Origin of the sequence: Paenibacillus sp. OSY-SE (assembly GCF_000283315.1) — a bacterium.
GTDB lineage: Bacteria > Bacillota > Bacilli > Paenibacillales > Paenibacillaceae > Paenibacillus_B > Paenibacillus_B profundus.
The window spans coordinates 1-12,791 of the sequence record NZ_ALKF01000199.1; the positions used below are offsets into that span (position 1 = coordinate 1).

Sequence of the window (12,791 nt, forward strand, 5' to 3'; positions counted from 1 at the left end):
AGCAGCCGCTAATGAGAGCGATTACGGTTAACATCAGTATTGCGATTTTCCATTTTCCAGACAAAATTTCATCTCCCTTTCTCCATCTTCCACCCATAAGTATATCGCTCCGTTACCAGTATCCAACAATTGTGATAAAAACTTAAGCTTATTGTTGATAAAACTTAAGCTTATTCGCCGTAATTCTACAAAAAAAGCCGCCGCACTCTCTTGTGCAGCGGCTCTTTCTCCGACCATCCCTATTATTTCTGTTATTTTTTCGGTTGACGCTTCTCCTTCAACCATTTTGGAGCGCCTTTGTTCTTCCGATCGTGATGGCGCTCCCCTTTCGGGCGCGGATCACTTTCATTGGCAGAGACACGCGGGCGGGAACGTGTCGGCTTCGCCACGCGTTTATCGTTCGGATCATAGATGCGTCCGTCATAGTAGGCTCGCTCTTGAATGACGATGCCAAGCTCGCGCTCGAATTTGCGCATGATGAAGCGCTCCCGCGATGTAATGATGTTTACCGATGTCCCGCGCCGTCCCATACGTCCCGTGCGGCCTGCCCTGTGCACGTAGTGCTCGGCATCAAACGCAGGCTGCACGCTGAACACGTACGGCAGCTCCGGTATATCTAGGCCGCGTGCAGCAATGTCAGTGGCCAGCAGCAGTTGGAATTGCCCCTCCCGGAAGCGGCGGATGACATTGACCCGCTCCTGCTTCGGCGCATCTCCATATAAGGAAGCGACCGACAGTCCGACGTGAGCGAGCTTCGCTTCCCATTCGCCGATCTGGCTCATGTCGTTCACAAAGATGATCGCCTGCTTCGGATTCCAATGGCGCACGAGGCGGCGCAATGTATCGATCTTGTCGCGCTCCTCGCTTACGAACACGAGATGCTGAATCGTATCGGCTATCCGCTTCTCGGGCTCGATGCCGATATGCTGCGGCTCGCGCATCCACCGTTCGGCCAGCGTCTTTACTTCCGTCGGCAGCGTAGCGGAGAAGAACAGCAGCTGACGGTCACGCAAAGCGCTTTGCATAATCGCCTCCGTATCGCGAGCCCCGCCCTTTTGCAGGACATGATCAACTTCATCCACGACAATCGTGCGTACCTCATGCATTTTCAGCTTGCGCACTTCAATAAGCTCGTGTATCCGTCCCGGTGTTCCGACTACGAGCTGAGGCCGCTCCTTTAATTTCTCCACTTGCCGTTTCAAGGCGGCACCGCCGATAAGCGCAGTCGTTTGAATGCCGCTGCCCTCACAATAGTATTCCGCTTCCCGCACAATTTGCATGGCAAGCTCTTGCGTAGGAGCGACGACGACGGCTTGCGTTGTCCGCTGATCCTTATCTATATTCATAAGGAGCGGAAGCAAATAGGCAAGTGTCTTTCCCGTTCCCGTCTGTGACCCGGCCAACACGTCCCGCCCTGCGAGAGCAGCTGGAATCGCTTCGACTTGGATCGGGGTCGGGGTGACGATTTCCTTCGCCTGCAACCGTCCCAGCAGCTCCTCATTGATTTGTAATGAAGCAAAGGTTGTACTCAACATGCATCGTTCCTCTCTATGGAAGTATTTCCACGTGTGCCTTCATTATATCGAAAAGAGTCAACTCCTCCAACTTTCTTTCCCGGCAAAGTTATGTTAGCCTAATCATACATCTATCTCGAACTGTAGAGGAGGTCGCTGTATGAACGATTCTAATCATAGTTGGACAGCTTCGTTCGATGCGCTCATTGTAAAATATGCGGAGCTTCTCACCGGGCATTCTGATGAAGCCACCGTAGAGAAGGTCAAGTTATGGGCGCTGTACAATCATATGCACAAGACGATGCCGAACCTGACCCGCCACTGGAATGATTCGCATCCAGAGGGCAAAGCCGCTGTTCGCTCATTATTCGAAGAAATGAAACAAATGAACGAAGCCCACCGTCAAAGCGGTACCGAAACATAACCTCGTCTCCATGCTAAAGCAAGCAAAAAAGTCCGCTCATTCTCTGTCGCTTCCATACGCAACATAGCATGAGCGGACCTTTCTATGGCCTATCAAGCTGATTATTTGATTCAGAGCCAACTGTAGTTCATTTATTTCTTATTCAGGAATTTGGCTGCTACACGATTGGACAAACGGGGAAAAAGTGAGTAAAGGCGCGTCCCAATGGCTCCCAGCCACGGCAGGTCTACTTCCTGTCTGCGCGTCTCCATGATGCGCACCAGATGGCGAACGACCTTCTCCGGCGGCATCATGAACCAGCGGACATTATTCACATAATGACCTGACGGATCAGCCAGCTCGAAGAAGGGTGTGTCGATAGGGCCTGGGTTGACGGCAGACACCGCAACTCCGGTCCCTGACAATTCCATGCGCAGCGCATTCGTAAAGCCAAGCACGGCGTGCTTCGTTGCACTGTACCCGGTAGATTTAGGGGATCCGATCTTGCCTGCCATTGAGGCCACGTTCACGATATGCCCGTCACGACGTGCCAGCATATGCGGGAGCACCGCCTTCGTGCAGCGCACGATACCCATGTAGTTGACGTCCATCATAGCGGCAAACTGCGCCACAGTCATGTCTACCGCACGTTCGAATTGTCCGAAGCCCGCATTGTTAAGCAAAATATCGATATGGCCGTACCGCTCCAGCACATTGGCTACGACACGTTCAACATCGTCATCGTTCGTGACGTCCATCGTATAGACGGCATGCTCTGATGCAATGCCTAAGACGGAAGCCTCCAGCTTCTGCAGGGAACGTCCGGTGAACACCGGGATTGCCCCTTTCGCAGCCACGGCACGTGCGGTCAATGCGCCGATACCGCTCGACGCGCCCGTAATCAGCACGATTTTACCCTTCAAATCCATTCTTCATACTCCTTTAATCCTGCCCCGGGCTGCAGCCCGCCACATTTCCGCTTCCGAATCGCTGCAGCCTCTGCATCATGCGTTAGGATACGATACTAACCTTATCACTATAGCCGAAATGCATGAGCACATCAAACCGCCCGATGCCTCCCATAATGAGCGGTACGGCCATCGCCTGATTAATCGGCCCCGAGTGATCAGAGGAGACCAGCAATTGAGGCGGTGTAATATCGACACGCAATCCTTGGTTATACATTAACGTCGTAGCGTTGCCGCTTATCATATTCCCTAACTCCGAAATCGCGCTTTCCCCGATAGTGTCAAGTGCTTCCAGCGGGAAGCCTCCCATCATCGCCGAAGCCATCTTGATCGCCACATCTTCATTTAGTCCAAATGCCACATGACCCGATAATTGTCCCGTCAGACCAACCTGGATGCGGAAATCATGAGCTCCGCTCCAAGATAACATCTCAAGCTCTCCCCGTTCCGGACGGACCTGCACGATTTGTTCAATGACCGTGCACGCCGATTGCAAAAAAGGATGAATCCATTCGGCTCTCATCTTTGTATCTTTCGCCCCTTTCCGACAATGAGGGAGTAATGTTCGATATCATTCGAACGTCCTATACGCCCACTTCTATATGACTATTATACTGAAAACAATGGAGTCGATCACTAGATCATTTGTCTGTTTTTCAATAAAAATGTGCATTTATATGTATTTTGAGCACAAAGAACTACTTCTAAAGCTTTATCTTCTCGTATGGCGCATCCAAACCTTGTTCATAAATCCGCGATGTTTCTCTTTTTTTTCTTATTTTTCAAATAAAATCGGCGACCAAACGATTCACATATTAAGAATGGTCATTTTTTTGGCGATAAATACTTATGTCGAATTAATTCATAAAATGTCGAATCTCTTTCGAATGCACCTTAGGGAGGGCAACTATGTTGAAAAGTATTAAAGCTAAATTGATTCTTTCATTTCTAGTTACGATTCTGATTCCCATTTCATTGATTGGCGTAATTGTACATCGCAGTATGGTAAATGAGATCACCACTAATTTCGTTACATCGACGACGAACGAAATTTCGCAGGTAGACGGCAGAATCTCTCTTTTTTTTGAAACGGTTAATGAGAATGTGCAGTTGTTGGCGAACAGCCCGATCGTAACCAAAGCAGATCACACGATCACCTCTTACACGAATCAAACGAAAACAACGAATTCAACATTTTCACAAAACGGCGGCATCGAAAGTGACATTTATAACGAATTCGAACGCTTTGCCGCATCGCATCCGAGAACCTCTGCCGTGTTCTTAGCAGGCGCTCAAGGAAGCTATGTCCAATGGCCGGAAAAAGAAATGGCGGCCAAATATGATCCGCGAACCCGCCCATGGTATGCAAGCGCGCAGGCGAATCCTGATAAAGTGGTGATGACCGAGCCATATCTGAGTTCGGTTAGCGGATTATTGACTATGAGCAGCGTTGCCGTCGTTAAAAACGACAGTGGCAGCCCGGTTGGCGTAGTCGGGATCGATACGAGCTTAGGCAGTCTGACCGAGCAACTCAAAAACATTAAAATCCGCTCAACAGGCTATGTCATTCTGCTTTCCAAAGACGGAACCATTCTTGCTCACCCGCGGGATGCTAAGCTTATTTCCAAAAACATCTCTGAAATAGGTGTGCCCGAATTTGCAAATATCAAAGAAAAAACAACGGATCAATTCGATGTTCAAATAGACGGAACTGACTACATGACGAATCTATACACATCAAAACAAACGGGCTGGAAATACTTATCTGTCGTTGAAAAAAGCGAGCTGACGCAAGAAGCTGACAAAATCGGCATGGTCAATCTCATAACTAGCTCTATATGTGCCATCTTGGCAGTACTGTTGGCGCTTGCGGTTGCCTCGAACATTTCCAAACCGATTCAGACAGTCGTTGCCAACCTGAAGAAGATCAGTTCAGGCGACTTCACACAGGAAGTTCCAGCCCATATCCAGCGGAAGAAGGATGAGGTTGGCGCACTTGGGCAGTCATTGCAAGTGATGCAATCATCCATCCGGAATTTGGTCATGGAGATACGCGGTGCTGCGAATACGCTGGCCGCATCGTCGGAGAAGCTATCCGCGCATACGGAAGAAAGTGCGAATCAGTTAAAAGTAGTCGATTCCATCGTGCAGACAGTAGCTGACGGAGCGGTGACGCAAATGAGAGGAACGGACGAAGGCTCCAAGGCGATGGAAGAAATGACGATTGGCATTCAGCGCATCGCCGAAAGCACGACCAGCATATCCGAAACGTCTCAAGACACAAGCGAGCAAGCGCTGCAAGGCAACGTGCTCATTCAGCAAGCAGTGACGCAAATGAGCGCAATTGATGAGTCTGTGCGGAGCTCGGGGACATTGGTGCAAAACTTAGGCGAGCGTTCGGAGCAGATGGCGCATATCGTCGATGTCATCACCCAAATTTCGTCGCAAACAAGTCTGCTTGCTCTGAATGCGTCGATTGAAGCCGCGCGCGCTGGCGAACACGGCCAAGGCTTTGCGGTCGTTGCTCATGAAGTGAGAAAGCTGGCGGAACGCTCGGCGGCTTCCGCCAATGAAATTGCGGAGCTTATCGAGCAAACCCGCGGCGATGCCCGCAGGGCGGTAGAGTCGATGGAAGATGTGCGTCAAAACGTTGGCGACGGCATGATTAAAGTGCAAGTATCGGGCGATATGTTCCAAAACATCGTAAAAGAAGTGACCGATATAACGGGTCAGATCCAAGAATCCTCGGCGGTTACGGAAGAGATGTCCGCAGGGTCTGAGGAAGTGCTCGCATCCGTGAATGAAATAGCTCACATCGCTTCGAAAAATGCGGATCATTCTCAAGAGCTAGTGCAATTCACCGCGCGGCAGCTGGAGGATATGTCCGCTTTGATGAACAATGCCGAAGCATTGAAGCAGATGGCGCATACCTTGAATCAAATGATTAGCCAATACAAAATATAACTAATCCAAAGGGGCTGTCCCGACAGGTCTGCATGACTTGAAGGACAGTCCCCGTTTATTCGTGGTCCGCCCAGTCGGCCAAAAGCACAAAATGGTGGAGCAGGAATAGTCCCTGCTCCACCATTTTTTCGTTTTTACGCTACAATATTTTAATAATCTGAGCTATCCCTAAATTGTATCAATCACTAATGGGATAACTCCTTGCTTGATCGTATCCATAATGAACGCTGGCACTGACTCCAGCTTGTTATTATTTATCCAACAGGCCGCGCTGCATCGCTTTCCATACCAATTGCGAGAACAGGCTGTTCGACCATGCGAACCAAGCGCGGGTAAACACGTTCGGATCATCCGCCAAGAAGCCTTCATGCATAAAGCCAGTATCCGCATCGGTAGCTTCCAGCATATTGATCATGGCGAGCATTTCATTGTCGTTGTCAGCCGTCAAGCCCTGCATGGACAACGCCATATGCCATACGTATCCGTCCGGTGTATGCGGGCTGCCGATACCTTTTGCAGCTTTCCCTTCAAAATAGAACGGATTTTCTTTGCTCAAAATAAATTTGCGCGTATTTTGATAAATCGGATCCTCTACCGTTGTATATCCGATATACGGAATCGACATCAGGCTTGGCGTACCCGCATCGTCTATTAGGCAATGATTGCCGAAGCCGTCCGTCTCGAAGGCATAGATCTTGCCGAATGTCGGATGATTGTATACCCCGTACAATTGAATGCCGTGGTTGATTTCTTCCTCGAGCTTCGCCATTTCACTGACAAGCGCTTCGTCACGGAAGCCGTACTTCGCAATCTCTTGCATTTGGCGCAAGCTGACGACAGCGAACATGTTCGAAGGAATGTTGTAATGGAAGTCGCATGCATCGTCGCTCGGACGGAAGCCAGACCAGGTCATTCCCGTATAGTTCACCGGCATTCCGAGACCGTCATTGCGCAGTGTGTCGATAATCGGACAGTTCTCGCGCATGAAGCGGTACGGCGATTTCTCAAAGTGGTGCTGTTCTGTTTTCCATACGTCAACGATTTTGCGCATCGCCATTTTGAAGTTCGTATCGAAAATATCGGTGCGGCCGGTTTCTTTCCAATACGTATAGGCAAGGCGAATCGAGAAGCACATGGAATCGAGCTCGTATTTGCGTTCCCATACCCAAGGGGACATGTCCGTCTGGTCATTGGCATCCCAGTGCCAGTCGTTAGCCGTTTCATTGAACGCGTTTGCATACGGGTCAATATTGATATAGTACATATGGCGCTTAATCAAGCCGCCGATAATATGCTGTAGATCTTCGTCATCCTTCGCAAAAGGCACATAATGAATAACCTGTTCGACCGAATCGCGCAGCCACATCGCTGGGATATCTCCGGTCAAGACGAAGGTTGTGCCGTCATCCAGCAATTTCGTCGTCGTTTCGAGCGTATTTGGGAAGCAGTTCTTGAACAGCTTCAGCAGCTTAGGGCGATGCGCCAGCTTCTGCTCTGCTTCTTCCAAGACGCGATGTACCGCCTGAGGCAATTCAAACTTAGGCACATCAATTTTCGGCAATCGGAATTGTTCCATGATTTCATCCTCCACTTGTTCTCCACATGATGATGTCTCTACAATCACGAGTACGCACGAGCTGAAAAGAACGGCTTGTCCGTCGTGACTTCCTTCAGTTTACATGGAAACGTTTCAGCTTGCTAGATGAAAGAGCGAACTTTATTAGGTTGCACAAAAATGTTCGACAAAAGGATCGCCAACACGGCGCATCCATTGTTCCATTTCCTGCTCCAGACGCTCCACATGCTGCTTCATCCCCGGCTCATGCGCAAGGTTGCGCGTTTCAGCAGGATCTTCAGTCAAATCAAAAAGTTGAAGCGTGTCCGTTCCTTCATTGCTCCAATCAGAGCGGCGGTAGCGTATCAGCTTCCAGCGTCCGTCCTTCACCATACGCTGCGTATCTTTATATAACGAGTAGACCGTCTCCCGTCCTTCGTCTCCATTTCCATCCATGAGCGGCTTCATGCTGCAGCCTTCCACGGTAGCAGGAATGTCAATGCCTGCAACATCACACAGAGTAGGCATAATGTCCATCTGATACACCAGTCCGTCAACTGCTTCTCGTTCCGGTACGCCTGGTCCCGCCATCAGCCACGGAATGCGAATGCTGTGCTCGTATAGATTCTGCTTGCCCATCAGGCCGTGCTGTCCAACGGCAAGCCCATGATCTGACGTGTACACAACGATCGTGTCCTGCAGTCGTCCACTGTCATCAAGCGCTTGCACAATACGTCCCATCTGTGCATCCTGATGTGTAATCATTGCATAGTAGTCGGCGATATGCTGACGAACCTCATCCGGATCACGCGGCGAAGCGGCGAGCCCTTCATCACGAATGTGCATCTCGCCATTATCGAATAGATGCTCCACTGCGAAGTTGGCCGGGAGCTGCAGCGCATTCGCATCATAATGCGACGCATACGGCTCTGGCGCAGTCCGCGGATCGTGCGGTGAAGTGAACGCCACGTAGAGGAAGAAAGGTTCCTCCTTCTCATAGGATCGGATAAATGATTCAGCTTCATTCGCGAACAGCTCCGTCGAGAAGGTCGTCTCCATCTTGCGCATATCGGCAGTGTACGCTCCGGTCGGATCGTACGGATAGACAGGCACTTGGCGGTGATCGCTCATGCCCCCGAAGAAGATCTGATTCCCGCCACAGAAGCTGCGGTTGAAGCTGGCCTTATCATTGTGCCATTTCCCGACCGCATACGAGTAATATCCATGTGCTCTGAACGTTTCCGCCATCGTTACCTTCTGGGGAGCAATGGTAAGCTTCTCCATTGTATCTCCCAAGTCTTGCTTCACCGTAGCGCCGAAGATGGAAGAACCCGTATTCAAGCAGGCGCGGCATGGGGCGCAGACCGCCCCATCCATCCCGCCGATAATATTCGTACTCTGAAAGCTTACGCCGCGCTTGGACAGCGCGTCCAGCGTCGGCGTCTCTACTTCCGTATTGCCGTGAGCGCGTATCGATTCATAACGATGATCATCAGCTACCATAAAGACAACGTTCGGTTTACGCTTCGAGTCTTTGAGCATTGTGCCTACCCCCAATTCGTTATGAGTGAGTTGCGGCTTATCCTTTAACGGCCCCCGCAGTCATCCCTTGCATTATTTTCTTATAAAATGCGAGATAGGTCAAAATGACAGGTAACACAACGATAACCATCGCCGCCATCATCTGCGGATAGTTGACCGTAAATTGTCCGTTAAAATTGGTCAAGCCGACCGGCAGTGTACGAAGCTCCGGACTCTTAATCAACACGAGTGCGAACGGGAATTCGTTCCATGCACCGAGGAAATACAAAATAATCGCCGTCGAGATAACTGGCAGACACATCGGAAGCACAATCGTCAGTACACGGCGTGTCGTCGAGCTGCCATCGATCGCTGCTGCCTCTTCCACCTCAAGCGGCACAGTCTTGATGAAGTTCTCGAATAGGAAGATCCCCATTGACAAGTTAAAGGCAACGTAAGGCAGGACGAGTGTTATCCGTTGGTCCAACAATCCGAGCGACTTGAACTCGACGAACACCGGGATAAGCAGGCCGTGCACCGGGATAAGCATACCAGCCAGGAACATGAAATAAATGACGCCACGTCCCGGGAAATTGAACCGCGCCAATATATAGGCGGCCAAGAAACTGATGACAACAGTCAGCACGACGGTCAGCACGGTTACGATGACACTGTTCACGAAGTACGTATCCATCTTCCCGATACGGAACGCGTCGATATAGTTCTGGAAATTCAACCGCGTCGGCAAAGAAATAATGTTCGTGTTAAACTCCTGCTGTGTCTTGAGCGAAGAGTAAATCATCCATAGGATCGGGAATATGCATGACAACGACATGATGAACAAAAAGAGATTGATAAGAATCCGCGGTATGAGCGTCTTCAGCTTAGTCATTGCTCTTCCCTCCAATCAAGCGGCTAATCATGATGAGCCCGACACTAAGTACCATAATGCCGATGGAAATTGCACTGCCGTACCCGAGCTTGAACGCTTTGAACGACGTATCATAAGCGTATTGCGCCATAACAGTCGAGGAGTTGCCCGGGCCGCCGCCGGTCATAACGAAGATACTGTCGAACGCCTTCATGTTCCCCGCAATACAGAGCATCACAGCAATTTTGAGTGTATCTTTCATCAACGGCAATGTAATGTACAACGTCTTCTTCATGCCTGTGGCGCCATCAATCTCCGCCATTTCGTACACTTCACCGTTAATGCTTTGCATAGAGGCCATGAAAATAATCAAGTAGAACCCGATATATTGCCACACGATCGGTGCTGTTACGGAATACATGACGACGTTCGGGTCATCGAGCCACGGTTTAATCCAAGATTCCAGCCCCAAGCTTGTCAAGAGCCAGTTCAGAAGTCCTGCATCGTTGTTATAAATCATCGACCACAGAAAGCCGATAACGACGGACGACAATACGACCGGAATAAAAATAACGGTACGGTGGAACTCACGCCATTTCACCCATTTATTCATTAAGAATATGGCAATTATGAAAGCTATCCCAATCTGCCCGATAACGCTAAAACCAACAATCAGCAAGTTATTGATAAAGGCTCCCCAGAACTTCTCATCCTGCAGGAGGATTTGATAGTTCTTCAGGCCGATCCATTCCATCTTCGGACCGCCGGACCATTTATAGAAGCTGTACCGTAAAGCGAGCACCAACGGGACTAGCACCATAAATGCATAAATGACAACGCCTGGAATCAAATATGCAAAAAACGTCCAACGTTTGGGACGGATAGCGGTGTTATTCATCACGGTTCTCTCCTCTCTCTGTTTCGATTTCAGCAGGATAACGATTCTCCCGGGCATGCGCCCGGGAGAATTATCCCTATCCTATCCAAGTTTCTCTATCTATCTAACTAATCCATTTATCTCTACATTTCGTTGTCGAATTCTTTTTGCATCACTTCTGCTGCTTTTTCTGGTGTAATCTGACCGATCAGCATATCTTGTATCGCTGCGTTCATCGATTCAGTCAAGCCAGGAGACAAGCGGGAATCGTAAATCGGTACATACTTCGTTGTTTCAAGCATTTTCACCATTTTTTTCGTCATTGGAGACAGATTCAATTCATCCATGTTTTCCACTTTGCTGGATGGAATATCGCCATATTTCAGAATGACTTTCGCTGCATCTTTGTCAGACAAGAATTTCAGCATTTTCGCAACATCATCCAATTTGGCTTTGTCGATATTTACGTTGACGGCATAAGCCCAACCGCCGCCGCCGGATACACCGTTCTGTTCGCCTTTGGCACCGTCAATAGCCGGGAAGATAGCCAGCTCTGTTTTGTCGAGAATTTCTTTCGGGCCGCCTGTTTCAACCGCGTTGCTTGCCCAAGCGCCTTCAATAAACATCGCTGCTTTACCGTTATAGTACAGTGTCTTCATTTGGTTGTTGTCGATCGAGTTCATGTCGCTGTTGAACGCGCCGCGCTTCGCCAAGTCTTGGAACAGAGTGAGCGCTTGTACGAATTCAGGGTCTGTAAATTTAGAGCCTTGATTGTTAACAAGCTTATTGAACCATTCCGTACCGGTGAAACGATCGCCAAGCGTAGACATGTAGCTAGAGTTTGCGAGCCATTTTCCTTTGTTTCCAAAAGCAATCGGCGTGATGTCTTTCGCTTTCAAATTATCAATAAGCTTCAGGAAATCATCCCACGTCTTCGGAAATTCATTGAAGCCTGCTTGCGCTACCAGATCTTTGTTGTAGTAAATAGCGTGTGTCGGACCGCCGGAGAATTGGATTCCGTACGTTTTTCCGTCTACTTGATACGTATCAAGCGCACCGTCCACGAAGCCATTTTTCCAATCTGCATCTTTATCAAGCATCTCGTCGACTGACATTACTAGTCCGTTCTCGACGAACGTCGTTACCATCGAGCTCTTAATTAGGAAGACGTCTGGCAACTCGTTCGCTGCAGCCAATGTTTTGATTTTCGTCTCATAGTTATCGTGGGACTGAACTTCCTGATCCAATTTAATGTCAGGATTTTCTGTAATGAATGTGTCCAACAATTCCGCTTGGTGAAGGCCGCCGCCTTCTGCGTTTTTGTCAAACATATGCATAAATTTAATTGGTTCTTTCTTGCCTTCTGCCTGCTCGCCTGAGCCAGAAGAGGATTGGGACGAGCCGCAGCCTGCAACCACCAAAGCCATGCAGGAAATAAGCAGCATGGACGTCCAACGTTTTAACCCTTTTTTCATGTTGTGTACACCCCTCGTGTATGTCTTCATTAGACTTGCTAACGTTTACAACTTAAGTATAGGAAATTCATACAAGTAAATAAGTAGAGAGAATTATTAAAATGTCCGTTTTTTTAGCCTCTTCGAGTAACTATTACTTTTATTTCCTGAATTTCCCCCGTGGGTGCCTTTCACGAAATATCGTTACTCATCATATGGAAAATGCAGCGCAGGACCTATTCCTTCAAAATTTCAGCACCATGTTATCTCTTCTATTCTCCCCTTAGCCCCACTCTCCCCTTGAGTCAGTATCCCAGTCGTAAAACCGCTCACATCCGAACATTTGCCATGTCTATTTATCCCGATTGCCGAAATCCCCATTACCTACTGATGCGAATTCTCCCGCTCTTATAGAAACCACTCCTGTCTGCCTATGAGCATATATCACTTTAGTCGTTGGAAAAGCGGTATGTTTGCTTCTGAGCCTGTGGGAGATTGGGCAAAAGGGACTAACAGACGAGTCATTTATTTGCTGCAAGGCAGGTTGGTCAGTTATGTTTAATTGCGAGTTAACCGGTATGGTCAATGATCAAGTCCTGAGTCGGATAAAATGCGGAGAAAGCATAGTGAATAGACAGTCAGTTGTGGATGCCCGCGGCCAATA

At 49.0% G+C, this 12,791-nt stretch carries 10 protein-coding genes; 2 read left to right on the forward strand and 8 right to left on the reverse strand.

Annotated features, from left to right (window positions below; genetic code table 11):
• Positions 1-251 precede the first annotated feature (251 nt).
• Positions 252-1,535: a DEAD/DEAH box helicase gene (locus tag A372_RS0125120; protein ID WP_019423679.1), complete on the reverse strand. Its 1,284-nt coding sequence runs from the start codon at positions 1,533-1,535 to the stop codon at positions 252-254.
• Positions 1,536-1,674: 139 nt separating this feature from the next.
• Between A372_RS0125120 and A372_RS0125125 the strand changes: the two genes are divergently transcribed.
• The gene (locus A372_RS0125125) at positions 1,675-1,938 is read left to right on the forward strand and encodes a DUF2573 family protein (RefSeq protein ID WP_019423680.1); all 264 of its coding nucleotides are present in this window, start codon (positions 1,675-1,677) and stop codon (positions 1,936-1,938) included.
• Positions 1,939-2,069: 131 nt separating this feature from the next.
• Here the strand turns inward: A372_RS0125125 and A372_RS0125130 are convergent, their stop codons facing one another.
• Positions 2,070-2,846, reverse strand: a complete 777-nt coding sequence (locus A372_RS0125130) for an SDR family NAD(P)-dependent oxidoreductase (RefSeq protein ID WP_019423681.1) — start codon at positions 2,844-2,846, stop codon at positions 2,070-2,072.
• A gap of 82 nt (positions 2,847-2,928) precedes the next feature.
• A complete protein-coding gene (locus A372_RS0125135) occupies positions 2,929-3,408 on the reverse strand; it encodes a chemotaxis protein CheX (protein ID WP_019423682.1) in 480 nt (159 codons plus the stop codon).
• A gap of 386 nt (positions 3,409-3,794) precedes the next feature.
• On the opposite strand from A372_RS0125135, the gene A372_RS0125140 reads away from it, so the two are divergent.
• Positions 3,795-5,849, forward strand: coding sequence for a methyl-accepting chemotaxis protein (locus A372_RS0125140; RefSeq protein WP_019423683.1), 2,055 nt, complete (start codon positions 3,795-3,797; stop codon positions 5,847-5,849).
• Between the two features lie 250 nt (positions 5,850-6,099).
• Here the strand turns inward: A372_RS0125140 and A372_RS0125145 are convergent, their stop codons facing one another.
• The 5 genes from A372_RS0125145 to A372_RS0125165 all read right to left on the reverse strand — a co-directional run bounded on the left by A372_RS0125145 (position 6,100) and on the right by A372_RS0125165 (position 12,148).
• Positions 6,100-7,425 (reverse strand): glycoside hydrolase family 125 protein, encoded by a 1,326-nt coding sequence (locus A372_RS0125145; protein ID WP_019423684.1) that lies wholly within the window; start codon positions 7,423-7,425, stop codon positions 6,100-6,102.
• 144 nt (positions 7,426-7,569) lie between these two features.
• A complete protein-coding gene (locus A372_RS0125150) occupies positions 7,570-8,946 on the reverse strand; it encodes a sulfatase-like hydrolase/transferase (RefSeq protein ID WP_019423685.1) in 1,377 nt (458 codons plus the stop codon).
• Positions 8,947-8,983: 37 nt separating this feature from the next.
• Positions 8,984-9,817 (reverse strand): carbohydrate ABC transporter permease, encoded by an 834-nt coding sequence (locus A372_RS0125155; protein ID WP_019423686.1) that lies wholly within the window; start codon positions 9,815-9,817, stop codon positions 8,984-8,986.
• The gene (locus A372_RS0125160; RefSeq protein ID WP_019423687.1) at positions 9,810-10,694 is read right to left on the reverse strand and encodes a carbohydrate ABC transporter permease; all 885 of its coding nucleotides are present in this window, start codon (positions 10,692-10,694) and stop codon (positions 9,810-9,812) included. The genes A372_RS0125155 and A372_RS0125160 overlap by 8 nt, the downstream gene beginning before the upstream one ends.
• Before the next feature lie 122 nt (positions 10,695-10,816).
• Positions 10,817-12,148: an extracellular solute-binding protein gene (locus tag A372_RS0125165; RefSeq protein WP_019423688.1), complete on the reverse strand. Its 1,332-nt coding sequence runs from the start codon at positions 12,146-12,148 to the stop codon at positions 10,817-10,819.
• Positions 12,149-12,791: the final 643 nt, after the last annotated feature.